The sequence below is a fragment of the Halomonas sp. 72 genome, from assembly GCF_052379785.1.
GTDB lineage: Bacteria > Pseudomonadota > Gammaproteobacteria > Pseudomonadales > Halomonadaceae > Vreelandella > Vreelandella citrativorans.
In genome coordinates this window covers 57,200-82,282 of the sequence record NZ_JBQSYY010000016.1, presented here as the reverse complement: position 1 = coordinate 82,282, position 25,083 = coordinate 57,200, and the positions used below count along the sequence as shown (strand labels likewise).

Annotated in this window: 20 protein-coding genes; 5 read left to right on the top strand and 15 right to left on the bottom strand. The window is 52.5% G+C overall.

Annotation, left to right across the window (positions count from 1 at the left end):
- Positions 1-70: 70 nt before the first annotated feature.
- Positions 71-475 carry a PA2779 family protein gene (locus ACT3T6_RS13840; protein ID WP_087107490.1) on the top strand — a complete coding sequence of 135 codons (405 nt, stop codon included), beginning with the start codon at positions 71-73 and terminating at the stop codon, positions 473-475.
- A 10-nt stretch (positions 476-485) separates the two neighbouring features.
- Positions 486-1,415 carry a PA2778 family cysteine peptidase gene (locus ACT3T6_RS13835; RefSeq protein ID WP_193053117.1) on the top strand — a complete coding sequence of 310 codons (930 nt, stop codon included), beginning with the start codon at positions 486-488 and terminating at the stop codon, positions 1,413-1,415.
- 90 nt (positions 1,416-1,505) lie between these two features.
- Here ACT3T6_RS13835 and sthA read toward each other — a convergent pair whose 3' ends face one another.
- The 9 genes from sthA to ACT3T6_RS13790 all read right to left on the bottom strand — a co-directional run bounded on the left by sthA (position 1,506) and on the right by ACT3T6_RS13790 (position 11,277).
- Entirely contained in the window at positions 1,506-2,897 is a 1,392-nt protein-coding gene (sthA, locus tag ACT3T6_RS13830) for a Si-specific NAD(P)(+) transhydrogenase (protein WP_172118387.1), read from the bottom strand.
- A 95-nt stretch (positions 2,898-2,992) separates the two neighbouring features.
- Positions 2,993-3,247: a (Na+)-NQR maturation NqrM gene (gene nqrM, locus ACT3T6_RS13825; protein ID WP_087107496.1), complete on the bottom strand. Its 255-nt coding sequence runs from the start codon at positions 3,245-3,247 to the stop codon at positions 2,993-2,995.
- A gap of 267 nt (positions 3,248-3,514) precedes the next feature.
- A complete protein-coding gene (nqrF, locus tag ACT3T6_RS13820; RefSeq protein WP_193053118.1) occupies positions 3,515-4,747 on the bottom strand; it encodes an NADH:ubiquinone reductase (Na(+)-transporting) subunit F in 1,233 nt (410 codons plus the stop codon).
- Between the two features lie 71 nt (positions 4,748-4,818).
- Positions 4,819-5,436: an NADH:ubiquinone reductase (Na(+)-transporting) subunit E gene (nqrE, locus tag ACT3T6_RS13815; protein WP_087107500.1), complete on the bottom strand. Its 618-nt coding sequence runs from the start codon at positions 5,434-5,436 to the stop codon at positions 4,819-4,821.
- 1 nt (position 5,437) lies between these two features.
- Entirely contained in the window at positions 5,438-6,106 is a 669-nt protein-coding gene (locus ACT3T6_RS13810; RefSeq protein ID WP_087107502.1) for an NADH:ubiquinone reductase (Na(+)-transporting) subunit D, read from the bottom strand.
- 2 nt (positions 6,107-6,108) lie between these two features.
- Positions 6,109-6,930: a Na(+)-translocating NADH-quinone reductase subunit C gene (locus tag ACT3T6_RS13805; RefSeq protein ID WP_193053119.1), complete on the bottom strand. Its 822-nt coding sequence runs from the start codon at positions 6,928-6,930 to the stop codon at positions 6,109-6,111.
- Positions 6,930-8,153, bottom strand: a complete 1,224-nt coding sequence (locus ACT3T6_RS13800; RefSeq protein ID WP_193053120.1) for an NADH:ubiquinone reductase (Na(+)-transporting) subunit B — start codon at positions 8,151-8,153, stop codon at positions 6,930-6,932. The genes ACT3T6_RS13805 and ACT3T6_RS13800 overlap by 1 nt, the downstream gene beginning before the upstream one ends.
- Before the next feature lie 2 nt (positions 8,154-8,155).
- On the bottom strand, positions 8,156-9,505 hold the full coding sequence (locus ACT3T6_RS13795) for a Na(+)-translocating NADH-quinone reductase subunit A (RefSeq protein ID WP_193053121.1): 1,350 nt from the start codon (positions 9,503-9,505) through the stop codon (positions 8,156-8,158).
- 311 nt (positions 9,506-9,816) lie between these two features.
- Entirely contained in the window at positions 9,817-11,277 is a 1,461-nt protein-coding gene (locus ACT3T6_RS13790) for a glyceraldehyde-3-phosphate dehydrogenase (protein WP_193053122.1), read from the bottom strand.
- A 239-nt stretch (positions 11,278-11,516) separates the two neighbouring features.
- Here ACT3T6_RS13790 and mfd point away from each other — a divergent pair, with 239 nt between their 5' ends.
- Both mfd and ACT3T6_RS13780 read left to right on the top strand, forming a co-directional pair.
- Complete coding sequence (gene mfd, locus ACT3T6_RS13785; RefSeq protein WP_193053123.1) at positions 11,517-14,966, top strand: transcription-repair coupling factor; 3,450 nt, start codon at positions 11,517-11,519, stop codon at positions 14,964-14,966.
- A gap of 82 nt (positions 14,967-15,048) precedes the next feature.
- On the top strand, positions 15,049-16,170 hold the full coding sequence (locus tag ACT3T6_RS13780) for a L,D-transpeptidase family protein (protein WP_193053124.1): 1,122 nt from the start codon (positions 15,049-15,051) through the stop codon (positions 16,168-16,170).
- A gap of 100 nt (positions 16,171-16,270) precedes the next feature.
- On the opposite strand, the gene ACT3T6_RS13775 is transcribed toward ACT3T6_RS13780, so the two are convergent.
- From ACT3T6_RS13775 to ACT3T6_RS13750, 6 genes are all read right to left on the bottom strand, one after another.
- A complete protein-coding gene (locus ACT3T6_RS13775) occupies positions 16,271-16,534 on the bottom strand; it encodes an Lpp/OprI family alanine-zipper lipoprotein (protein ID WP_087107516.1) in 264 nt (87 codons plus the stop codon).
- A gap of 209 nt (positions 16,535-16,743) precedes the next feature.
- On the bottom strand, positions 16,744-17,373 hold the full coding sequence (locus tag ACT3T6_RS13770; RefSeq protein WP_193053125.1) for a L,D-transpeptidase family protein: 630 nt from the start codon (positions 17,371-17,373) through the stop codon (positions 16,744-16,746).
- Positions 17,374-17,531: 158 nt separating this feature from the next.
- Positions 17,532-17,996 (bottom strand): 2-hydroxyacyl-CoA dehydratase, encoded by a 465-nt coding sequence (locus ACT3T6_RS13765; RefSeq protein WP_193053126.1) that lies wholly within the window; start codon positions 17,994-17,996, stop codon positions 17,532-17,534.
- Positions 17,997-18,087: 91 nt separating this feature from the next.
- Positions 18,088-18,549, bottom strand: a complete 462-nt coding sequence (locus ACT3T6_RS13760) for a DUF6586 family protein (protein WP_193053127.1) — start codon at positions 18,547-18,549, stop codon at positions 18,088-18,090.
- Positions 18,546-21,173 (bottom strand): type I DNA topoisomerase, encoded by a 2,628-nt coding sequence (topA, locus tag ACT3T6_RS13755; protein ID WP_193053128.1) that lies wholly within the window; start codon positions 21,171-21,173, stop codon positions 18,546-18,548. The genes ACT3T6_RS13760 and topA overlap by 4 nt, the downstream gene beginning before the upstream one ends.
- 305 nt (positions 21,174-21,478) lie before the next feature.
- Complete coding sequence (locus ACT3T6_RS13750) at positions 21,479-23,851, bottom strand: DUF3141 domain-containing protein (RefSeq protein ID WP_226912109.1); 2,373 nt, start codon at positions 23,849-23,851, stop codon at positions 21,479-21,481.
- A gap of 237 nt (positions 23,852-24,088) precedes the next feature.
- On the opposite strand from ACT3T6_RS13750, the gene ACT3T6_RS13745 reads away from it, so the two are divergent.
- A complete protein-coding gene (locus ACT3T6_RS13745) occupies positions 24,089-25,075 on the top strand; it encodes a LysR family transcriptional regulator (RefSeq protein WP_193053129.1) in 987 nt (328 codons plus the stop codon).
- Positions 25,076-25,083 lie beyond the last annotated feature (8 nt).

The following is a 25,083-nucleotide window of genomic DNA, read 5'->3' as shown; positions in this document are numbered from 1 at the left end:
TTATTCCTATACTAGTGATTAGAGCAGCACAATGCTCGACACCCCTGACCAGTCTCTAAGGAAGAAGACGATGAAAACATTGCGCGCTTACCTCTCTACCCTCTTGATCGCGGCGCTAGTGATCACCAGCCTGCCCGTCGCTGCTGCGCCTGCCGCCCCCCAATCCATGGATTTAGTTTCAACTCAGTCTGTTTTAGCAGGTGATCGTGTCGGCGCTGACCGTGAGCGGATAAACGAAATTCTGGCCCGTGCCGATGTACAGGACCAACTGCTAAAGCAGGGTGTGGATCTTGATGAGGTAGACGCCCGCGTTGCCGCTCTAAGCGATGCCGAAGCACAGCAAATGGCTCAGCAGCTTGATCAGTTGCCTGCCGGTGCAGGCGGCGGTGTTATCGGTGCCCTGTTTGCCGTTTTCATCATTTTGCTGATTACTGATATTCTCGGTTTAACCGACGTTTATCCGTTTACCCGCTAAGCCAGTCACTATGAAAACATTGTTACCCTACGCCCGCTTTGCGGGCGTTTTTATGCTCGCCCTACTGCTTTCTGCCTGTGCCCGCAGCCCCATTTTACTCGACAGCACCTACGAAGCCTTGACCCCTCAGGTAGAAAATCGTGCCGTGCCGTTTTTTGCCCAAAGCGAGTACCAGTGTGGCCCGGCAACGCTTGCCATGGTGTTGAACTACCAAGGCGTTGAGGTGGGCGTTGACCAGCTGATTCCGCAAGTATTCTTGCCAGGGCGTGACGGTAGCGTTCAACCTGAAATGCTGTCCACCGTTCGCCGCCACCAACAGCTTGCCTACCCCATTCGCGGTACCATGGATGCACTGTTAAATCATTTGGCTAACGGCGACCCAGTCGTGGTGATGCAGAACCTGTCACTGCCTATTTATCCCATGTGGCACTACGCGGTGGCTATCGGATTTGATTTGCCTGATGAAACGCTCATCCTGCGCAGTGGTGAACGTGAGCGACATACGTTGTCGTTTAGCCGCTTTGATGCGACCTGGGCGCGCAGTGGTCGCTGGGGATTTATTGTGGCCAACCCCGGCACTCTGCCGGAAGGCATTAGTGCCCGTAATGCACTGGAGGCTATTAGCGCTTACGAAGAAGCTCACGGCCCCAAAGAAGCTCTAAGCAGTTGGCAAGCCCTGGTTAACCGCTACCCAACTGACCCACTGGCGCAGTTTGCGCTGGGCAACGCGCTGTACGCCGACAGCCAGCCCAAGGAAGCGATGACAGCCTTTGATGCAGCGACCCAGCACGATGCACACATGGGGGCCGCTTGGCTCAACCTGGGGATTTTGCTGCTGCAACAGGATAAGCCCGACGAAGCACGCAACGCCTTGATGCAGGCAGCATCAATAGACGGCAGTTGGCAGGCACGCGCGCAGCAGTTACTGGATGAATATTAAGTATACAAAAGGGGCCACGCAATTTCTGGTGGCCCCTTTTACACAGCGATGTATGACACTACACCTGCGCTTTACACTACCCAAAGCGCGTTAAAACACTCTGTTCAAACCATTTTGTGCTGCCACTCGGTACGCTTCTGCCATCGTTGGATAGTTAAAGGTTGTGTTCACAAAGTACTTAAGCGTATTGGCTTCACCCGGCTGCTGCATAATGGCCTGGCCGATATGTAGAATCTCGGAGGCCTGGTCACCAAAACAGTGGATCCCCAGGATTTCCAACGTATCCTGATGGAAGAGAATCTTCAGCATACCCACGACATCGCCGGTTATTTGCGCACGCGCGGTATCTTTAAAGAACGCTTTTCCGACTTCATAGGGCACTTTGGCTTCAGTCAACTCGCGCTCGTTAGGTCCAAACGAACTAATTTCAGGAATAGTGTAAATGCCGGTGGGTACATCGTTGACGAAGCGATACTCTTTATCGAGCAGCTCATTGCAAAGGTTTAGCCCCTGGTCATACGCGGCACTGGCAAGGCTTGGCCAACCGATCACGTCACCGGCGGCATAAATATGCGGAATTGTCGTACGGTAGTGTTCATCAACGCTGAGCTGGCCGCGCCCATTGGCTTCTAATCCAATATTCTCAAGCCCCAGGCTATCGGTATTGCCCGTGCGACCATTGGCCCATAAGAACGCATCAGCGCGGATCTTCTTGCCCGACTTAAGATGCACGACAACGCCAGACTCATCACCTTCTACACTCGCGTATTCCTCGTTATGACGGATCAATACGCCATGTTTACGCAGGTGGTAAGAGAGCGCATCACTGATTTCATCATCAAGAAATGAAAGCAGGCTGTCACGGTTGTTGATGAGATCTACCTTGAGGCCTAATCCTGAGAAAATTGACGCATATTCACAGCCGATAACGCCTGCACCAAAAATCACTAACGTACGCGGTGTATGAGAAAGGCTTAGAATAGTGTCAGAGCAGTAGATACGTGGGTGGCGGAAGTTGATGTCCGCGGGCCGATAGGGCCGTGAGCCGGTAGCAATCACAATTTTTTTGGCGACCAGCTCTTCCATTCCTTCATGCTGATCGCGCACAACCACGGTATGCGCATCTTTAAAGCGCGCAATACCATGAAACAAGTCGATTCGATTGCGGGCATAAAAGGTAGTACGCATTTCTACCTGTTTATCAATCGTGCCGCGCGAACGCTCCATCACTTTAGGGAAAGAAAACCAGCGCGGCTCACCAATATCGCGAAACATTCGGTTGGTGTTAAACGCCATGATTTGCTTAACCTGGTGGCGCAACGCTTTGGAGGGAATAGTGCCCCAATGGGTACAGTTACCGCCTACCTGTGCCTGCTTTTCGATAATCGCTACACGCTTACCGTGCTTGGCGGCGTTAATAGCCGCGCTTTCACCTGCAGGGCCTGTACCAATAACCACGACATCGTAATTGTGAACCGCCATACTCTCTGCGTCTCCTCGTTCCCCAATAATAAGGCGCAGCTGATCTCTCGGCTGCGCCCTGACTCTTTCTCTTTCCGATACGGTTACGGATTGTGCTAGCGCCGTGTAGCGTCGTAGCCCAAGTCCGCTCCGCGGCTTTCATCACTGCGGCGACGCACATTTCCTCGCTTGCGGTTCTCCTCTTCACATACGTCATCTTTACCGCCACAAATATCGCAGCCGTCTTTCATACCAATCTGGTTTAAACCGCCACATGAACCTGCGATAGGCTTACGACCCATTAAAACGCCAACCGCCATTGCGCACATTATCAACGCCATAAAGCCAAATACCAGTAGCCAAATCGCCATGTTAACCTCCCTGCATTGCTATGGATGCACCACCTACCGACAACAGCTTAGGCAATTAGTGCCTTCCAGATACTCGCTATACCTTAATTGTACCTTAGCTGACACATACTTATTAGCTGCCACGTACTTATAACTGCCAAGCACTTATTCACCGCTCAGCACCTATTAGCGAAGGTAGCGTAGGCTTGAGTCTATTCAAAACAAATGGGGCCAACCTTACGGCCAGCCCCAAATGTGCCCGAAGGCTACTTTCGATTACCTGAGCGCTTACCCGCCGAAGTCATCCAGCATGATATTTTCAGGCTCAACCCCGAGATCAAGCAGCAGCTTAATCACGGAAGCATTCATCATGGGCGGCCCACACATGTAGTATTCACAATCTTCAGGCGCCGGATGGTCCTTCAGATAGTTTTCATACAGTACATTATGGATAAAGCCCGTCGGCCCTTCCCAATTATCTTCAGGCTGCGGATCAGAAAGCGCCAGATGCCATTCAAAATTCGGGAACTCTTCTGCCAACTGATCGTACTCTTCGTTGTAGAAGGTTTCACGCCAAGAGCGAGCACCGTACCAGAAAGACATTTTACGCTTAGACTTAAGACGCTTAAGCTGATCGAAGATATGGCTACGCATCGGCGCCATACCCGCACCACCACCGATAAAGATCATTTCGGCGTCGGTATCCTTGGCGAAGAACTCACCAAACGGACCCATTACGGTCACCTTGTCACCAGGTTTCAAGTTGAAGACGTAGGTAGACATTAGGCCCGGCGGATGACTGCTGCCTGGGGGCGGTGTAGCAATACGAATGTTGAACTTGAGGATACCCTTCTCTTCCGGGTAGTTCGCCATAGAGTAGGCGCGAATCACTTCCTCATTGCTCTTATGGGCAACCTTGAAAATTCCAAACTTGTCCCAATCGCCGCGATACTCTTCCTCGATATCAAAATCGGAGAATTTAATATCGTAAGGCGGTGCAACCAGCTGAACATAACCACCCGCGCGGAAGGCAACTTCTTCGCCTTCAGGCAGTTTTAGGTTCAGCTCCTTAATGAAGGTCGCGACGTTAGGGTTAGCGATAACTTCGGTTTCCCACTTTTTAACGCCGAACACTTCCTCAGGTACTTCGATCTTCATGTCTTGCTTAACGGGCACCTGGCAAGAGAGCCGCCAGCCCTCTTTCTTTTCACGCATGGTGAAATGCGACTCTTCAGTCGGCAGAATGGAACCACCACCCTCTTCCACACGGCATTTACATTGGGCGCAAGAACCACCGCCACCACATGCCGAGGAGAGGAAAATACCATTTGCCGCCAAGGTGTTTAAAAGCTTACCACCGGCCTGAGTCGTCAAGGTGTGCTCAGGGTCGTGATTAACTTCAATCGTCACGTCCCCGCTACTCACAAGCTTGCTGCGCGCTGCCAGAATGATCGCCGTTAAGCTAATAACGATGATCGTGAACATGACAACACCGAGCAAGATGACAGATGTATCAACCATGTCGGTTTCCTATTGCTGAGGTTTCCTGTAACCCAGCAGCGCAGAACGCCGCCGGGAAAAACCGGCTCCGTTTAGAGCTGAATGCCCGAGAAGGACATAAAGCCCAACGACATCAGACCTACGGTGATGAAAGTAATACCCAGCCCTTGCAAGCCACCAGGCACATCGCTGTATTTCAGCCTTTCACGGATACCTGCCAAGGCCGTAATAGCCAACGCCCAACCAACACCGGATCCAAAACCATAAACGAGGGATTCACCGAAGTTGTAGTTACGCTCAACCATGAACAGCACGCCACCCAGGATGGCACAGTTGACGGTAATAAGCGGCAGGAATACGCCAAGCGCGTTATACAGTGCAGGCACGTACTTATCCAAGAACATTTCAAGGATTTGCACTAGTGCTGCAATGACGCCGATATAGCTCAATAACCCAAGGAATGAGAGGTCAATGTTCTCAGCACCGCTAATACCGGTCCAGGAAAGTGCACCTTGCGCAAGCAGAAGGTTGAATACCAGGTTATTAACAGGCACTGAAATAGTCAGGACGACAATAACCGCAATGCCTAGGCCAAACGCGGAGGAAACCTTCTTGGAGACCGCGAGAAAAGTACACATCCCCAGAAAGAATGCCAAGGCCAAGTTTTCAACAAAAACCGAAGCAACGAAAAGGCTTAAATAGTGTTCCATTTTACACAGCCTCCTGTGGCTTGGAGTTTTCCTTCATCTTGAACTCAGTCTCTTCTACCTGCCCTGGATCGATTGAGCGCATAACCCAAATCATCAGGCCGATAATAAAGAAGGCGGACGGAGGCAACAGCAGCAGACCGTTAGGCACATACCAGCCACCATCTTGAACGGTAGGCAAGATAGTAAAACCGAACACACTACCTGCACCCAACAGTTCACGGAAGAAGCCAACCACCAGCAACACGAACCCATAGCCCAAGCCATTCCCGATGCCGTCCAGGAAAGACATGCCGGGGGTGTTGGACATGGCAAAGCCTTCCGCACGACCCATTACAATGCAGTTGGTAATGATCAGACCCACAAATACCGACAGCTGCTTGGACATTTCATAAGCATAGGCTTTGAGGATCTGGTCAACCACGATTACCAATGAAGCAATAATCGTCATCTGCACAATAATACGGATCGAAGAAGGAATATGATTCCGAATCAGTGATACGAAAAAGCTTGAGAGCGATGTGACGAAAATAACAGCTAACGCCATTACCAACGACACGCTCATGCTGGTCGTTACTGCCAGCGCAGAACAGATCCCCAATATTTGAAGTGCAATGGGGTTGTTCTGAAAAATAGGCGCTATTAAAACGCTTTTTGCATTTACGTCCGCCATGATTAAGCCCCCTCACCGTCTTCGAAGTCGGTATCGGTGTTGTCGGCATCTTCCGGATCAGCACCACTGCGGAATGTCGCAAGGTACGGACCAAACCCTTCTTCGCTTAACCAAAATTGCAGCATATTGGTCACACCATTACTGGTGAGGGTAGCACCGGATAACGCGTCAACTTCATTTTCGTTACTCGCGCCGCCTTTGGTTAAGTGGATGGCTGGCGAAAGAGAACCTTCTTCAGCGTAAATTTCTTTGCCTTCCCACTGCGCTTGCCAACGCGGGTTGTTCACTTCAGCACCCAGACCCGGCGTTTCACTGTGGTCATAGTAGGTAATACTGATGATAGTATTACCGTCACCTTCGATCGACAAAAAGCCCATCATCCGGCCCCACAGGCCTTGCCCACGAATCGGCAATACGATTTGGCCTGGGTCGTCTGCATTACCGACCAAATAAACAGTCGCGTAATTTTCAACCCGAGAAAGCCCGGCGATATCGCGGTCTCCGGACAGCGTGCGGCCGGTTGCCGGATCACGTGATGCTTCAAACCCATCAAACGTTTCGGGGTCAAACTCATCGGTATACTCACCGGTTTCAAGCTCAACCACACGCGCCGTAATTTGGGTCCGGAACGCTTCCTCTACATCCATTCCCGGCTCGTATAAACGCGCCACGTTAAGGATGTTGGTTTTACGATCTAATTCCTGATTGAGCTGCTGCGCAGGACGTAGTGCCACGGCGGCCGTCGAAACGATTACCGAACACACGATACACAATGAAAACGCGACAATCAGGATCTTCTTGATTGAGTTATTACCTTGTGCCATTAGGCAGTCTCCTCGGCCGGAACGCCAGTACGCTTGATACGGCGTTTTATATTGGCCTGGACGAAGAAGTGGTCAATCAATGGTGCAAACAGGTTAGCAAAGAGAATTGCCAACATGATGCCTTCGGGGAAGGCAGGGTTAACCACGCGAATCAGTACCGTCAGTACACCAATGAGCGCACCAAATATCAAACGGCCCTGGGTCGTCATGGAAGCAGAGACGGGGTCAGTAGCCATAAAGACCATACCGAATGCAAACCCACCTATCACGAAGTGCCAATACCACGGCATGGCAAACATGGGGTTGGTATCGGAGCCAATCAGATTAAACAACGTACTGGTGGCTACCATTCCCAGGAACACGCCAAGCATTATTCGCCACGAGGCAATACGCGTGTAGAGCAGCACCAATGCGCCGACAAGGATCGCAAGCGTCGACACCTCACCTACTGAGCCTGGAATAAAGCCAATGAAGGCATCCCACCAGCTAAACGCATTAGTGACTGCACCCATGCCGTCCTGGAACGCCATCGAAAGTACCGTTGCACCCGTATAACCATCAGCGGGCACCCAAATGGCGTCGCCGGAAATTTGCGCAGGATAGGCGAAGTAGAGGAAGGCACGACCAGTAAGCGCCGGGTTCAGGAAGTTTTTGCCCGTACCGCCAAAAATTTCCTTACCGATCACGACACCAAAGGTGATACCCAGCGCTACCTGCCAAAGCGGAATAGTTGCCGGAAGAATCAGCGCAAAGAGCACTGAAGTAACGAAGAAACCTTCATTAACTTCATGGCCACGCTTGATCGCAAACAGTACTTCCCAGAAACCACCAATGGCAAAAGTGACCAGGTAGATAGGCAGGAAGTACGTGGCGCCAAGAACAAAGTTGGACCACAAGCTACCCGCATCATGCCCGCCAGCCAAGGTCATCAGGATCGCTTCACGCCAGCCACCCATGGAGGCATAGCCTGCATCAATAGCCACGTTGGCTTGCCAACCCGCGTTCCACATACCAAAGAACATTGCCGGGAAAGTACACAGCCAAACGGTGATCATAATGCGCTTCAGGTCGATACCATCGCGCACGAACGACGTTGTTTTGGCAACGCTTGGGGGTGAGTAGAAAATCGTATCTACGGCTTCATAAAGCGGGTAGAACTTTTCGTACTTACCGCCTTTATGGAAATGCGGCTCGAGATTATCGAGTGTTTGTCGAATACCCATTATCAGGCCTCTTTCTCGATCATGGCGAGGTTGTCACGCAGGATAGGGCCATACTCATATTTGCCGGGGCAAACGTATGTGCACAGCGCCAGATCCTCTTCGTCTAGCTCCAGACACCCAAGTTGCATGGCAACTTCAATGTCGCCCACGATCAGCGAGCGCAGCAGCTGAGTCGGCATGATATCCAGCGGCATTACCGTCTCGTAAGTACCAATCGGCACCATGGCACGTTCAGAGCCATTGGTCGACGTGGTAGGCGCGTAGTTACGCAGGCCTTTAATACGCGAGAGGTAAATACCCAGAATCGAGTGACGATCGGCCCCAAGAGAAAGCCAGCCTAACAAGGCACGCTTGTTGCCCTCTTCAAGCAAGCTAATCTGATTGCTGAAACGCCCTAGGTAGGTCAGGTGACCTTCCGCCGAGAAGCCCGAAAAAACCGAGCCGGAAATTACTCGGGTGTCATCGGGTTTGATGACTTCATCTGCCAAAAACTCTTGGGTACTTGCTCCCAAGCGGGTCCGCAGAAGACGAGGTTTTTCAGCGCGTGGGCCGCCAACAGCGACAACACGAGTTGTATGCAGTTTGCCTTCGGCAAAGAGCTTACCAAACGCGATCACATCCTGATAACCGATATGCCAGACTTGTTTGTGCAGCGCGACTGGCGAAAGATAATGGATATGCGTACCCACCAGACCCGCAGGATGCGGACCGGCAAAACTTTCGGTTTTCACACCGTCAATATCCCCGCCAGGGATATTGGCATCAGCCCCCGTGCACAGAAAAACGTTGCCCTCGGTCAGGCGTGTTAGCACCTTGAGGCCGTCTTCAAATGCCTGGTTTTCTTCATTGATGACAATTGCTGGATCAGCGCTTAACGGGTGGGTATCCACGGCCGTTACAAAGATATCAGCAGGAATGCTATCAATAGCTGGCGTGCGAGAGAAAGGACGTGTGCGTAACGCTGTCCAAAGCCCCGACTCAACGAGCTGGTCAACGACCAACTGTCGGTCAAGCTGCGCTAAAGAAGCGCGATCATGAGAAGCAAATGCCATCGCTTCTTCATTCTCGTCAACTTTAATAACGACAGATAGCAGGCGACGCTTTTCGCCACGGTTAATGGATACTACTTCACCGCTTGCAGGTGCCGTAAAACGGACACCCTCAATTTTTTTATCGGTAAAGAGCAGCTGGCCCAGTTTGACCTTATCCCCTTCCTGAACTTCCATGGTTGGCTTCATGCCAACGTAGTCAGTGCCCAGGATTGCCACGTAACGCACAGGCTGCGCATCTTCAATACGCTGCTCGGGCGCTCCCGTGATGGGGAGATCCAGGCCTTTTTTGACTTCGATCATAGTCTCGCCCAGTTGATGGATCGGATATACGAAGGTAAGGGGTTCGAATGCTTATTTTCTGTTCAGTGAATTGTTGTTTTCTGTCAGATCGTTACCAGTCAGGCCCAAGCACGCTTGAACCACCCCGAAAAATCTACAACATTATAAAGATAAGCGCGGACAATGACCACATCCCTGATGCCCACATAAAGTGTTACATGCCATCCATGACACTTGATTTTACAATTAAAAACGCCACCCGAAGGTGGCGTTAAGCAATCCAGACGCGATGGAAAAAGCTATTCCGCAGCTAATTCACCGGCATAGAGGCACTATGCGTGGCGTGGCAGTTTTAAAAACTGTACGTTCGACATTTGCTGCAGGATACGAATAACCTGGCAGCTGTAACCAAACTCATTGTCGTACCACACGTACACAACCACGTGATTACCGTTAGCAATCGTTGCTTTTGCGTCCACGATGCCAGCATGGCGGTTGCCAACGAAGTCCGATGAAACTACTTCAGCAGAGTCCACGTAATCAATCTGCTTCTGATAAGACGAATCAATAGACATACGGCGCAAATAGTCATTCAGCGCGGCAGCATCGGTTGGCTTATCTAATGTCAGATTCAAAATGGCCATCGAAACGTTCGGCGTCGGCACGCGAATCGCATTGCCCGTTAGCTTGCCTTCCAATTCAGGTAGCGCTTTTGCTGCGGCTTTGGCCGCACCCGTTTCGGTTAACACCATGTTAAGCGCCGCACTGCGGCCACGACGATCACCCTTATGATAGTTATCAATCAGGTTCTGGTCGTTGGTGTAAGCATGAACAGTTTCCACATGACCGGTGGTGACCCCGTACTGATCATTGAGCACCTTTAGAACGGGCACAATGGCATTGGTGGTACAGGAAGCCGCCGATACAATACGGTCATTCTCACCAATGGTCGCGTGGTTAACACCGTAAACGATATTTTTAATATCGCCCTTACCTGGCGCCGTTAGTAGCGCCTTGGCCACGCCTTTACACTCCAAGTGCTGACCCAAGCCAGCCTCATCGCGCCAAATACCGGTATTATCAACAATGACCGCGTTTTTGATGCCATAAGTGGTGTAATCGATTTCGCTGGGTGAGTCAGCGTAAATAACCTGAACCACATTGCCATTTACAGTAAGCGTACGCGCTTCGGCATCAACAGAAATAGTGCCTTCAAACGGGCCATGCACCGAGTCACGACGCAGTAAGCTGGCACGCTTTTCAAGGTCTTTACCCACATCGCCACGCCCACGCACCACAATCGCGCGCAAACGCAACAGGTTTCCGCCACCGGCTTTTTCAACCAGCACGCGCGCCAGCAGACGACCAATGCGCCCAAAACCGTAAAGCACAACATCCTGCGGCTCGCCTTTACTGGCTCCCGGCTGATAACCGCCAATAATATCCTGCAGTTCGTTATGCAAGAATGCGTTTACATCACCACCGCCCTGCTTTTTAAGCATGACCGCCAGCTTACCCACATCAACATGAGCAGGCCCCAGATTAAGCGCGCTCATCGCTTCAACGATGGGGAAGGTGTCCTCAACCGACAGCTCTGTCCCTTCAATTTTGCGCACAAACCGATGATCTTTCAGGATACGAATAACGGACTGATTGATCAGTGAGCGCCCAAACATGGTAGCCACAACATTGTTATGCCGATAAAGGCGCCCAACAAGCGGGATCATCTGTTCGGCCAGAGCCTGGTTGTTCTGCCATTCCTCAAAAACGTTTTCGAGAGCTTGCTGACTCACATGCGGCCTCATTGGGTAATGATAAGGTAGTGATAAAAGGTTTCAGGCGCATTATCCCGGCCTTATTAGCTACTCGCAATGGAAGGATGGTCGCACACGTTGTAGGGGTATTACAGGAATAGAGGTTTGACTACAAACACAAAATAGGCTCTCACAGTAACAGTAATGTTTTGGCCCTCTAACTGAAAGAGGCGATCGTGTATGATCCAATATCCGTTTCAGCGCAAAATGACCTGACTATGCCCTCATTCTCTCTGCTCGAACCGCCTCAGCCACACGGGGCCCGCGACACGCTTTTCTGGACCGCGCCCCCGGGTAGTGCGTCTGCACTGGCGTTAGCCCAGGTAGCTTCTAGCGCTCCGCTGCTGGTAATTACCCCCAACACGGCCAGCGCTCAACGCTTGGAACAAGACCTTGCGTTCTACAGCGATGTCCCTGTACTGCCATTCCCTGATTGGGAAACCCTCCCCTACGACAGTTTTTCTCCGCATCAGGATATCGTCTCAGCACGCTTGCGCACATTACGCCAGCTACAAGACGGTGTACGCGGCATTGTATTGGTGCCTATTAATACATTAATGCAGCGCCTTCCCCCCGTCTCGTATATCGCGGGACGCGTGATGACGCTGAACGCAGGCGCCAAGCTTAATCGGGATACCTTTAGGGAGTCGCTTACCCGGGCAGGATATCGCGCCGTTGAAACCGTGTACGAGCCTGGAGAATACGCCATACGCGGCGCACTCATTGATCTTTTTGCGATGGGAATGGATGAGCCGATTCGTATCGATTTATTTGATGATGAGATCGACACACTCCGTCATTTCGACCCTGGCAGTCAACGCTCCACGGACAAGATAGACACGTTGGAACTACTTCCTGCCCATGAGTACTCGCTTAGCCGCAGCGCAATCGCCTGCTTTCGCGAGCAATTTGAAACCCTGTTCGACGTCGACCCTCGCCAGTGCCCGCTCTATAACGACGCTCTTAAAGCCATCCCCTCTCCTGGGCTCGAGCACTATTTGCCGCTATTTTTTGACGAAACGGCGTCTTTGTTTGATCACGTAACCGATGATACGCGGGTGGCACTGCTACCCGGCGTTTTTCAGGCCGCCGAACAGCACTGGCAATCCATTGAGGCACGCTACATCAACCTGGGCGTTGACCCTACCCGCCCACTACTGCCGCCTGGCCGGGCATTTTTTCCGGTTAACGATGTCTTTTCAGCGATCAAATCACGCCCTCGCATTGAACTCACTGAAGACGAAGCGCATCGCCATGCCTTAATGCCGGAAGCAAAAGCGCTTCCGCCGCTGGCCATCAATGCACGCGCCAAACAGCCGCTGAGCGAATTGGAAGGTTTTTTAAATAGCGAACCTGATACGCGGGTCCTGTTTGTCGCTGAGTCACGCGGGCGTCGCGAAGCATTAGAGGAAGTGCTTGCACCACTCACCCTGTCACTGCCTTATGTTGATAGCTTTCAGTCATTTCTTAAAAGCCAACACTCCTTCGCGATCACGGAAAGCCTGGTAGATAGTGGCTTATGGCTTACTGACCCTAGCCTTGCCATTATTAGCGAAACGGAACTGTTCGGCGAAGTCGTGCGCCAAAGCCGACGGCGTGAAAAAGCCACAGATGACAATGAATTGGCGGTTCGCCACCTTTCAGAACTTCGCGAAGGGGCGCCCGTTGTTCATCAGGCGCATGGGGTAGGACGTTACCTGGGGCTAGAAACCCTCGCGGCCGGCGGGCAAGCCAACGAATTTTTAGCCCTCTCTTACGCCGATGGCGCCAAGCTTTATGTACCCGTTGACAGCCTTCACCTTATTTCACGCTACAGCGGCGCTGATGATGAGCTGGCACCGCTGCATAAGCTGGGTTCTGATCAGTGGGAAAAGGCGCGCCGTAAAGCGGCCGAAAAGATTCGCGATACTGCCGCTGAATTGCTGGATGTTTACGCAAGACGAGAAGCCCAGCAAGGGGTTGTCTATGAAGCGCCAAACGATGAGTACGTGCGCTTTTCCGCCAGCTTTCCGTTTGAAGAAACACCTGATCAACAAGCGGCCATTGAAGCCGTCATTGAGGACATGGTTTCTCCGCAGCCCATGGACCGCGTGGTATGTGGTGATGTTGGGTTTGGCAAAACCGAAGTGGCCATGCGTGCCGCGTTTCTGGCCGTGCAGTCAGGTCGCCAGGTCGTCGTTCTCGTGCCGACCACGCTGCTCGCCCGCCAGCACTTTGAAAACTTCCGTGACCGCTTTGCCGATACGGCCGTCAATATCCGTTTGATCTCGCGCTTTACGGCGGGCAAAGAGATGACCCAGACGCTCGAAAGTATCAAAAACGGTCAAACCGATATCGTGATTGGCACCCATAAGCTGCTCTCCAAAAGTGTTGAGCTACCTCAAATGGGTCTGCTAATTATCGATGAAGAGCACCGCTTTGGCGTCGCGCAGAAAGAAAAGCTCAAAACCCTGCGTGCAGAGATTGATATTCTCACCCTCACCGCCACCCCCATCCCGCGAACACTCAATATGGCGATGAGCGGCATTCGGGATCTTTCTATTATTGCGACACCGCCCGCTCGCCGCTTGTCAGTTAAAACATTTGTACAGCAGCGTGATAACAGCATTATCAAAGAAGCCCTACTACGGGAAATACTTCGCGGCGGCCAGGTCTACTTCCTTCACAACGAAGTAAAGACGATTGAAAACGCGGCTCAACAGATCCGCGAGCTGGTGCCAGAAGCTCGCGTAGCCGTGGCGCATGGCCAGCTCCCTGAACGCAGCCTTGAACGCGTAATGTCGGACTTCTACCATCGCCGTTTTAATGTCTTGGTATGCTCAACGATCATCGAAACCGGCATTGACGTACCCAGCGCCAATACCATTCTCATAGAACGAGCCGATAAGTTTGGCCTGGCGCAGCTGCACCAACTACGGGGGCGCGTAGGCCGCAGCCACCACCAGGCCTATGCTTACCTGCTTACGCCTCCCCCCAAGGCCATCACGCGCGATGCGGTTAAACGCCTTGAGGCTATAAGCGCCTCTGATGACCTTGGCGCTGGGTTTACTCTGGCAAGCCACGACATGGAAATTCGTGGCGCAGGTGAACTACTAGGAGATGAACAAAGCGGCCAAATGGAAACTATTGGCTATACTCTTTATATGGAAATGCTGGATCGAGCAGTGAAAGCAATTCGTGCTGGCAAAACACCTAATATTGAGGCGCCCTTCAATACTGGCGTAGAAATTAGCCTGAACCTGCCCGCACTGATTCCAGATGACTATATTCATGATGTACAGCAGCGGCTTGTTATGTATAAGCGCATTGCCAATACACAAAGCGATAGTGAGCTTAAAGAACTACAGGTCGAGCTCATTGACCGCTTCGGCCTCCTGCCACAGCCGCTGAAGAACCTGATACGTCAAACAAAGCTACGCCAACGCGCAGAGCAGCTGGGTATTAGCCGTATTGAAGCAGGCGAAAGCCGTGGCCGGGTGCTGTTTGATGGCACAACGAAGGTCGACCCACTCACCCTGGTTACGTTGATTCAAACATCGCCCAAGCACTATCGCTTGGATGGTTCAGACACCTTGCGGTTTGAATTTACCATGGAAAACAGTGATCAGCGTTTCGAGCAAGTTGAAGCACTTATAACGACCCTTAATCAAAAAGTAGCGGCGGCGTGAACCTTGGGGCAAACTGACGGCAAGCAACCATTGTTTGCCCGTTTACGCGTACTAGCAGTGCACTAACTTATTAGGAAAGATCATGAACATTCGTCACAAATTCAACCTTTGGGGTCCTACTAGCCTGGCAGTATTGTTGGCAGCTTCCCTTACTGGCCCTGCTTATGCGCAAACCGCATCTGAACAAGCGGAAAACGCTCCTACAATCGCCGATGAATCCGTGGCAAGCGCTGAGCAGGTTGCCGACACGCGTGAACTCCCCCGCGGGCATTTCCGGCTCCCTGACCAAGGCGACATTATCGGTGAGTCGTATACCATCACGGTTGACGACCCCGCTGAGACTCTCATTGATATCGCTCGTCGTCATAATATCGGCTACGAAGAAATTCGCATGGCCAACCCCGGCGTCAGCATGTGGGTGCCTGGCGAAGGAACGGAAATCGTTATTCCCGCCCAATATATTTTACCGCCTGCACCACGTGAAGGGGTTGTTGTTAACCTTTCCGAGCTGCGCCTGTATTACTACCCTGCCGACAACCCGGGCATCGTTGAAACGTATCCGGTGAGTGTGGGCCGTGAAGAGTTTGCAACCCCCGTTGGCATTACACGCACGACCATTAAAGTAAAAGACCCGGCGTGGGCCCCTCCTGCCTCCATGCGTCGTGAAGCGGCCGCTCGCGGCGAGCCAGCACCCTCCGTAGTGCCTGCTGGGCCGAACAACCCTTTGGGCGAGCATGCCATCCTGCTTGCCATGCCGAGCTACTTGATTCATGGCACCAACCGCCCTGATGGCGTTGGCATGCGCGCCAGCCGCGGTTGCATTCGCATGTACCCTGAAGACATTAAGTCACTCTACGAGCGCCTGCCAAGCGGCACTCAAGTAAACCTGATGGATGCGCCTTTTAAAGCTGGCTGGGCAGCGGATGGCACGCTATTCGTGCAGTCCTACCCGCAGCTTGAAGAGAACGTGGGTGACTTTGAACCGCTCCTGGATGCCATTGATCGCGTTGATGCGCTAACGGAGGACCAGGTAGCTGTCGACTATGCCAAAGTAAAAAGCGCCGTAGAATCACCTGACGGCCGTTTTGTAGCCCTTTATGGCCCTCAGGCACAGCCAACCGTAGAAGAGGAGCCTGCCAGCCGTAACAGCCTGCTGGAGGAGATAGAACTTAGCCACCTACGAGCGGCTGAAGAAGATGCTTAACCTAAAATAGACAAGCAATAAAAAAACCCCGCCGAGGCGGGGTTTTTTTACATCTTCAGCAACCGCTGAGTCAAACATCAACCCAGTGGTCCAAGCAGAATTACTTCTGCATGGAGCGCTGGAACATGCGGTTCATTTCTTCACGGTTTTGCTCAGTCATCTGCAGTGCAGCATTCGCGTCACGCTGTGCCTGGTTTGCAGTGTTCAGAGCTTGTGAAGCCATGCTGCGTGCTTCTGCGGCATCAGCCTGTGCAGATTCAGCAGTCATGCGAACTTCTTCCAGAGCGCTGGTAGAAGCACAGCCAGCCAGGATTGCCAGAGAAGCGGCAGCGGCGGTCATTTTCAGAGTCGTTTTCAAAGTCATAATGTTCTCCTTGAGTCTTCCTTGGGTACAACGTTAAGGGTATGACAAACCTAGGCTAATTGCTTAGCTGCGCTTTGTCTACCTGCGGTGCAGGTTCTTTTCAGTGACTTGTGCATGAGCACGCTAGTCAAACGCTGTTTTATAATAGACCACAACGCTTGTCTATAGCCACTTGTAGAAAACCTCTTACTTCCTTCAACAACATAAGACTAGCCGATCACGACGCGAGTGCCAATATCAACAAGCTGCACAACTCGCTCAATTTGCTCATTTGTTACCGCCACGCACCCTTGAGTCCAGTGGTAACGGCTATGAACATCAGGGTCTGCACTGCCGATACCATGAACACCAATGGCTCCACCCAGCGCCGTATTTTGCGGAGGATGGCCATAACGGCGGTAATAGTCGAAATAGGCTTCATAATCGCGTTGCGAGTATATGCCATTTTCTAACGCCATCCGCGCATGGGCCGGCGTAGGATAATCGATACCAATAAAGATATGCCATCGACTTTCGTAATTAAAACGATTAATACGAAATTCGCCCAGCGGCGTAACGTTATCCCCCATTACCCGCTGCGTTTTTGCACCTGAGCGACCCAGCGAAACCGGGCTAAAAAGCTCAACCAGCGTGTCGCCACGATACACGCTAAGTGTAGATTCTTGATCATTTATCAATAACCATACTTCGTTGCTGTAGCGGGGCAAATGAGCCCGAGACAGTAACGTCTCAACCAGGTCTATCGGCTGTGAGTTTAGCGTAGCATTTGACGCAGCAGCGCTGGCCACTACTGGCCAGCCAAGCGCCAGCGCTAAAAAGCGGCGACGGTTTAAAGGCATAGGTTAACTCTCAAAAACAGGTTAGCTCAGCACTGGCCAACTAAGCATTTCTTGAAGGTGTTATACCTTATATACACCGCGTCTGTCAGCGATTTTGAGAACAATTTAACCATGTGGACACGCCAAGCCCTGCCAATGAAACGCTATTCAACGCAGCGCTAAATATCGTCAAACTTTTGCATACTGCTGACCAGCTTACGAATTTCTGCTTCGTGCCCCTCTGCCAGCGCATTAAAAAACTCTGCTTCTGGCGGTATAGCGGCTCTGGAAGCGCGATGCTCATAGAGCTCTTGAAGCTTTCGATTGGACTCAACAGCCATGCGCGCTATTTCATCGACTGAATTCCATTCAGACTTTTCCGTAAGGCGCTCAAGCTCAGGCGGCTGAGGAAACTCACTTGACTCATCAAACCAGGTCTCCAACACGTCTCTGTGATCAGAACCGTCGTGAAACAAGTCATCAAGCCCCTGCTGCATTCGAAGCTCTCGGCTGGCTAGATAAGTCAGCACCATGGTCAAACGCTCATTATCTGTCTTATCGGCCGCCTCGCTGTACTGACGAGCCATACGCTGGTGAAAACCTTCAGCCCATACGACTAAGTCCTTGACCTGGTTGTAGCGCATCCGTGTCTCCTTTTCAGTCGTTCTATCATCTCGGCAACAGTATGCTGCTTTATGAGCGTAGCCGGTCAGGATAGATTCGTCATGTGGCAGCTTACCACTCCTGGCTTGTCTCCCTTAGGGCGGCTATTTCCTGCTTGGCATCGCTTATGTAATCAAGCAATTGCTCTCCCAGGCGTTTCTGACTCCCCATGGCGATCATGGCGGGATTAGTGACGGTGCGTCGTGCAGCCCCGTCGCTGCTGTGCAACTGCTCTAATTTGAACGCCAGCCAGTTTAGCCAACTACCCGGTTCGCGCCTCACATCACGCAGCCGCTGAAGCTCTGCCATGGGCGGGCCATCAAGGGCTAATAACTCACGCCAGGCATGGTTTTCCAGACGAGCATGTTCAGTGACTTCTTTCAGCAGCGAACATAACGCCAGTTCAAACAGGGCCAAGGCGCTCTCTTCGAGCGCCATTTGACGAGCGACCGCATACTCATCCTCACCAACAGGCATACTTACCAGCAGCTCGGCCTGATAGAGCAGTTGATTAGTACGGGAGCGGTCGCTCATTTACGCTTGTCCTCTACGTGCCATTTGCCTGCATCAAACGTTGCTTTCCACCCCGTGGCTTTGCCTTCCTCATCGGTCATCACGTACTGCTCTTTGCTTTTACGCGAAAAACGAATTTGAGTTGGGCGGCCGTCCGGGTCTTCGCTGGGCGCTTTGAGAATGAAGTGATACTTCTCAGGCAGCTCGTCAGCATGAGCTTTCAGCTCCTTCACCAAAGGCGGACGCGTTTCACGATTTTTGGGGAATTTACTGGCCGCTAAAAACAGGCCGCTTGCCCCATCGCGCAATACGTAGTGGTCATCCACTTTCTGACAGGCAAGTTCCGGCATCGGAATCGGGTCCATCTTGGGCGGCGCCACTTCACCACTTTTCAAAAGCTTACGAGTGTTTTTACACTCGCCATTGGTACAGCCAAAGTACTTGCCAAAGCGGCCGGACTTAAGCTGCATTTGTGAACCGCACTTATCGCATTCGATAACCGGGCCATCGTAGCCTTTGATCTTGAACTTGCCCTGCTCTATCTCATAACCATCACAGTCAGGGCTATTACCGCAGATATGCAGCTTGCGGGTTTCATCAATCAGGTAGTTATCCATTGCCGTGCCGCACTTATCGCACCGATGTTTGGCACGCAAGGCGTTGGTTTCGGCCTCTTCACCGGCATCCGCCGCTACTGCTTCCTCACCCGGGATCAAATCGATCGTGGTTTTGCAGCGCTCTTTGGGCGGCAGGTTATAACCACTACAACCTAAAAACACGCCGGTAGATGCAGTACGAATCTGCATCTTGCGGCCACACGAGGGGCAGTCAATATCGGTTGGCACGGGCTGGTTGGGGCGCATCCCGTCATCGCTTTCTGCCTTGGCAAGCTCTTCACGAAATTCACCATAGAAGGCATCGAGTAGCGCTCGCCAGTTGCGTTCGCCTTCAGCGACCTCATCCAGGCTATCTTCCATACGTGCGGTAAAAGAGAAGTCCATCAAGTCAGGAAACGACTCTTTCAGGCGCTCGGTAACGATATCCCCCAGTTTCTCGGCATAAAAACGCCGATTTTCCAACTGCACGTAGCCGCGATCCTGGATCGTCGAAATTATCGACGCGTAGGTAGAAGGACGACCAATCCCTTGTTTTTCAAGCTCTTTAACCAGGCTTGCCTCGGTATAACGCGCCGGGGGCTTGGTAAAGTGCTGCTGAGGGTCCAGCGTTTCCATCGCCATCGGCGTGCCTTTGGGCAAATCGGGCAGCGTCTGGTCTTCATTTTTACCGCTCGGCTTCATGACCCGCGTATAGCCGTCAAACTTCAGAACACGTCCTTTAGCCCGTAGATCGTAGCCATCCACTTCAACGCTCAATGTGCTCGACAGATATTCGGCCGGCGTCATCTGGCAGGCGACGAACTGACGCCAGATCAACTCATACAGACGCTCAGCATCGCGTTCCATACCCACTAAATCGGTTGCCTTGCGCTCAACGCTGGATGGGCGAATCGCTTCGTGAGCTTCCTGAGCGCTCTCTTTGCTGCTATAGCGATTGGGCATCTCGGGCAGGTAGCGTTCACCGTACTCGCTGCCAATAAACTCACGCGCACTTTCAACCGCATCTTTCGAGAGGTTGGTGGAGTCGGTACGCATATAGGTGATATAGCCCGCTTCATACAACCGCTGGGCCATGGTCATGGTTTTCTTGACCGAGAAGCCCAGGCGCCCACTGGCTGCCTGCTGCAGCGTAGAGGTAATAAACGGCGCCGTTGGTTTGGAGCTGGTCGGCTTATCTTCACGCGAGGTAATCGCAAGCTTTGCATTACGCAACGCCGCAATACGCGACATCGTGTCTTGCTCAGACGTTGGCTTGAACGCCTTGCCATCCTGCTTGGCGAGCGCAAAGCGTACCAGTTCGCCGTCTGGTGAGACTAAATCCGCGTGCACATCCCAAAACTCTTCAGGAATAAACGCGCGAATATCCCGCTCGCGCTCAACAATAAGGCGCACCGCAACCGACTGAACGCGGCCAGCGGAGAGGCCACGGGCCACTTTGGCCCACAGCAGCGGCGACAGCATAAAGCCCACCACGCGGTCCAAGAACCGCCGCGCCTGCTGAGCTTCTACACGAGGAATATTGAGCGCACCAGGGGCTTTAAACGCATCCTGAATCGCATTTTTAGTAATTTCGTTAAAGACCACACGCTTATAACGGCTGTCGTCTCCGCCAATGGTTTCCCGCAAGTGCCAAGCAATGGCTTCCCCTTCGCGGTCCAAATCCGTTGCCAGATAAACGGCGTCTGCCTTTTCAGCAAGCTTCTTTAACTCAGCCACTACCTTTTCTTTACCCGGCAGCACTTCATACTGGGCTTCCCAGCCGTTGTTGGGATCAATACCCATACGCCGAATTAACTGATCGTGGCTCTTGCGCTTTTTATACTCTGCCTTCTCTTCCGCCGACATTTTACGTGTTGCCGCGGCTTGGCGAGCGCGCTCCTTGGGGTCGGAAGCAGCCTTGCCCGAGCCGCTGGTCGGCAGGTCACGAATGTGACCCACGCTCGACTTGACGATGAAATCGTTGCCGAGATACTTATTAATCGTCTTCGCTTTCGCTGGCGACTCGACGATGACCAGTGACTTGCCCATAGTGCTCCACTTTTCTATTGCTTGGGCCGAGAGCCCGCGCTCTGAATACGGTACCGCATGGTTTTGAGTTTGCGGCGTTATTTCACTCGCCGAGACAAACATACGGATGAAAAAATGCGCCTACCCTACCCCAGGCCTTCACTTAGCGCCAGTGTCAACCGAACAGTAGTGAGAAAAGCTTACTTTTTTATACCGAAGTAGCTAGACACTAGACTGACGTTACGAGATCAGCAACCTACTATTTCTTTCATAAGCAGAACGCCCCTACGGTAAAGTAGAGGCGTTCTTTTTCAATCAGGACCCGATTAACGTTTGCGGGGGGCCTTGCCTTGGCTCACTGACGTGTCGGTCTTTTTGGCCTCGCTCGGTGGGTTCTCAACCGTGGTTGCCTTATTGACGGCCGTTTTTTTGACCGCAGGCTTGGCCGGGCGTGCTTTATCAAACAACGCTTTTACCTGTACAAAACGTTCTGCCGCGTGTTCAGTAAGCTCACCGCTTGCTGCAAACACCTGCTCCAGGTTTTTAATATAGCCATCAATCGCACTGTTGCTTTCACCGGCCAGTAACTCAGGCAGCGTATTCAGTGCCCTTTCACGATCAAGTTTTAAAATAAAGAATTGCTCGCGCACCAACCGCTTGAATTCGCAAAGCTCGATGTCTGACTCAAGCTTCGTCCTTGTGGCACGTAACTGCTTGAAGTTGCGCTCATCGGTGGAGGGTGCTCCACCCAACACGTAGATTAATGAACGCATAATCGCTTCATGCGCGCCCCCTTGAGCAATGCGCTCACCTAACTCTTCCCGGCGCCGCGCCAGGAAGCGACGATGCTCAGGCTCAGCGCCCGGCCTCCTGCGGTGTACATGCGCATCACCATAAAGTCCGACAGCCGCCTGTAGCAGTGGCTGGCCATAGACATCCATAAACAGACGCTCTGTACTGCTATCACGCAGATCGCGCCAGGCATTCAAGGCGGCGACGATCTGGTCAGAATGCATCGTCTCTAGCGCTTTAAAGAGATTGTCTGGACCAATTTCCTGACGGTTCTTGCGTATTGCTTCCGCCATTACCGGCAGGGGGACAGATAAAGGATTGCGGTCCGACAGCAGCTTGTAGCCCAAGCGGATAGGATGCATACGCCGAATAAAGCGCGCTGCTTCTGGCGTCATTATGGCCCGCAACCAGGGCTGCACATACAAACGATACAAGCCCAAATTTATCTCAGAAATTCGGGCAACCGTCGCGAAACGCCGGTCATCGTCCGCATCATGCTGCACTTCACGATCCAGCTCTTCAAAGTTACGCGGCGTAAATTCCAATAAGTAGTCACGCTCATACAGCGCGGCATCGCTACCCTCTGGCGCCTCGGTAACCGAGGTTTCATACAGCCCCGGTGGCAGCACATCGATGTAGTCCATATTGGCAGTAAATTCAGAGTGCTCTTTGCGGGATACGCTGCCGGATACGAAGATCCCCAAATGGCCGGTCGTATCATGCATGCAGTAGACGATGGTCTGGTCGTTGGCGATGATATCGTCGGTATCTTCGTATAGATCACGGATCCAGCCCAGCGCCTGAGGGGGCGGGGTAATGTCGTCACCACGCGAACAGAACACCACCACCGGTGAACGTAGATTACGCAGATCAATCCGCCGCCCGTCACGGGTTACCAGTTGGGCCGTCGACAGCCGGTTACCGACAAATAAATTATCGACGATGTACTGGATTTCTTCGCCACCCAGAACCACGTGCCCGCCCCACCAGCGCTCAAAATCAAGATAACGCTCAGTTTCTGTGTCGATGTTAGCGTACAGGTGGTACTGCTTTTTCCAGTACGTATTGGCAGGATTCAAGCGCTCAAAGTTTTGCACCAACCAAGCGCCATCGAATAAGCCGTTACCCATATCACTGGTGAATGCGGTGATCCAGCTCCCCCCCGTCATGCCGCCGGTATAACGCATGGGCGCATTGCCATGCACCCCCGCCCAGTAAGAGAGCGGCGCCCCCGCGATCAAGATAGGCCCAAAAACGTACGGCTCAAGTGCGGCCGCCATCATCAACTGCCAGCCCGCTTGGCAATTGCCTACCACCATGGGCTTTTCGCTTATATCAGGATGCAGCTCAATCACATGGCGTAGAAAAGCAACTTCTGCCTCGACAACGTCCTCAACCGTTTGCCCCGGTTCAGGGAAAGGCAAGAAGCCGATAAAGTAACAAGGGTGCCCTGCTTTTAACGCCACGCCTAACTCACTGTCAGGCTTAAAGCCACCAATACCAGGACCGTGCCCTGCACGCGGGTCAACCACCACGAACGGGCGCTTGCGGGGGTCAGTGACGGTATCTTCAGGGGGCAATACACGCAGCAATTCATAGTTGGTCGGCTGGGCAAGCGTGCGACCATCAAGCAGCACTTCGGTTTTAAACCCAAGCACACTCGGCTTGGTTTGTTCCATGTGCTCCAGATACTGGTTGCCACGCTCGCGCATTACATCCCAATAGAGCACGCTACGCTCAACGCTATCTCGCCAGTAATCGGCCGCGGCACGCCCAAACCCAAAGGGGTCCATGAAAGAGGAGAGCGCCTCACTGCCCGGTAGCAGCGTGGAGGAGTCGTTTGACTGCCCCCAAAAGGTACGTGTTAATGAGTTAGCGGTAAGCAAAGGGTTGGCGAGAAAATTCATAGAGTCTCCCTAGGGTGAATGCGCTGGCGATCAACCTAAAAACCATGATGCTGCGATGCAATATAGCTTAAGCCACTTCTCAACAGACGTCGATGGGTAACACCACTGATTTACCGCAAGCGCTGCAAACTAGCGACACGGCGGGCATAAACAGTGGTAGCATTTTTAGGCAGCGTTAGTCATTCGTAGCGCTCGCCGTCTTATTCGCCGCCGGAGGGCAATTCTCTTGAGGTTGTTATGTCATCCCCTAAGCTGCTCAATCGCCTAACGTTTCGTCAATTACAAGTCTTCCAGGCAGTATATCGCCAACGCTCTTACTCACGCGCAGCAGAACAGCTAGGGCTTACCCAACCCGCCGTCAGCGCTCAGATACGCCAACTGGAGCAGGCACTTGGCCAGCCGCTGTTTAAATATGCGGGAAAAACGCTGCATGTGCTGCCTGCCGCCGATACGCTGGCGCTATCAACAAGAGAAATCTTTAGCCAGCTCTCCCGGTTGCAGATGAACCTGTCAGACATCAATGGAAAAATTTCCGGGGAGCTCAACCTGGCCGCCGTGTCGTCAGCGCAATACATCGTGCCGTATATACTGGCCCGCTTTCGCGCAAGCTACCCTGATATTCATGTGCGCTTAAAGGTGTGTAACCGCAGCCAGGCGCTTGAGCGCTTGGCCGAACAGCAAGATGACCTGGTGATTATGGCCATGGTGCCCGAGGATGATCGCTTAGTCGTGACGCCCATCATCGATAATGAACTAATAGCAGTGGTATGGCCTGACCACCCTTTACTCGCCATGCTGACGCCTACCCTGGCTGATTTTTCCCGCCACTATGTGTTAATGCGCGAACCAGGCTCTGGCGTGCGCAATGCCTTTGAACAGCTTGCTGCTTATCAAAAAGTCGCGCTGCCGCACCGTATTGAGCTCGGTACTAACGAAGCCATCAAACAAGGGGTTATGGCACATTTAGGCGTGGCCGTGCTGCCACGGCTTGCCGTGCAGCTAGAGCTTGAACAGGGTCTTTTGTTTGAACTGCCGCTACCGGACTTTCCCATCCGCCGCGCATGGTGCACGGTTTATCGCCTTGAGCGCTTTCCCACACCTGTGGCAGAGCTTTTCATGCGGTTTATTCACGAGCATGTCACTGAGTATCAAGACTACTTTGCAGCATCTCCTAGCCCCTTACCAAGCCACGGTGTTGCCTGTTTGCCCATGCCTGTAAGCTAAGTTGACGG

Bases quoted from the DNA above. Each gene is read 5' to 3' on its own strand.
- ACT3T6_RS13835 (WP_193053117.1), top strand. From the start codon at position 486: ATGAAAACATTGTTACCCTACGCCCGCTTTGCGGGCGTTTTTATGCTC.
- ACT3T6_RS13760 (WP_193053127.1), bottom strand. From the start codon at position 18,549: ATGAGCGACCGCTCCCGTACTAATCAACTGCTCTATCAGGCCGAGCTG.
- ACT3T6_RS13800 (WP_193053120.1), bottom strand. From the start codon at position 8,153: ATGGGTATTCGACAAACACTCGATAATCTCGAGCCGCATTTCCATAAA.
- ACT3T6_RS13765 (WP_193053126.1), bottom strand. From the start codon at position 17,996: ATGCGCTACAACCAGGTCAAGGACTTAGTCGTATGGGCTGAAGGTTTT.
- mfd (WP_193053123.1), top strand. From the start codon at position 11,517: ATGCCCTCATTCTCTCTGCTCGAACCGCCTCAGCCACACGGGGCCCGC.
- sthA (WP_172118387.1), bottom strand. From the start codon at position 2,897: ATGGCGGTTCACAATTACGATGTCGTGGTTATTGGTACAGGCCCTGCA.
- topA (WP_193053128.1), bottom strand. From the start codon at position 21,173: ATGGGCAAGTCACTGGTCATCGTCGAGTCGCCAGCGAAAGCGAAGACG.
- ACT3T6_RS13810 (WP_087107502.1), bottom strand. From the start codon at position 6,106: ATGGCGGACGTAAATGCAAAAAGCGTTTTAATAGCGCCTATTTTTCAG.
- nqrE (WP_087107500.1), bottom strand. From the start codon at position 5,436: ATGGAACACTATTTAAGCCTTTTCGTTGCTTCGGTTTTTGTTGAAAAC.
- ACT3T6_RS13840 (WP_087107490.1), top strand. From the start codon at position 71: ATGAAAACATTGCGCGCTTACCTCTCTACCCTCTTGATCGCGGCGCTA.
- nqrF (WP_193053118.1), bottom strand. From the start codon at position 4,747: ATGGTTGATACATCTGTCATCTTGCTCGGTGTTGTCATGTTCACGATC.
- ACT3T6_RS13795 (WP_193053121.1), bottom strand. From the start codon at position 9,505: ATGATCGAAGTCAAAAAAGGCCTGGATCTCCCCATCACGGGAGCGCCC.
- ACT3T6_RS13805 (WP_193053119.1), bottom strand. From the start codon at position 6,930: ATGGCACAAGGTAATAACTCAATCAAGAAGATCCTGATTGTCGCGTTT.
- ACT3T6_RS13775 (WP_087107516.1), bottom strand. From the start codon at position 16,534: ATGACTTTGAAAACGACTCTGAAAATGACCGCCGCTGCCGCTTCTCTG.
- nqrM (WP_087107496.1), bottom strand. From the start codon at position 3,247: ATGGCGATTTGGCTACTGGTATTTGGCTTTATGGCGTTGATAATGTGC.
- ACT3T6_RS13745 (WP_193053129.1), top strand. From the start codon at position 24,089: ATGTCATCCCCTAAGCTGCTCAATCGCCTAACGTTTCGTCAATTACAA.
- ACT3T6_RS13750 (WP_226912109.1), bottom strand. From the start codon at position 23,851: ATGAATTTTCTCGCCAACCCTTTGCTTACCGCTAACTCATTAACACGT.
- ACT3T6_RS13780 (WP_193053124.1), top strand. From the start codon at position 15,049: ATGAACATTCGTCACAAATTCAACCTTTGGGGTCCTACTAGCCTGGCA.
- ACT3T6_RS13770 (WP_193053125.1), bottom strand. From the start codon at position 17,373: ATGCCTTTAAACCGTCGCCGCTTTTTAGCGCTGGCGCTTGGCTGGCCA.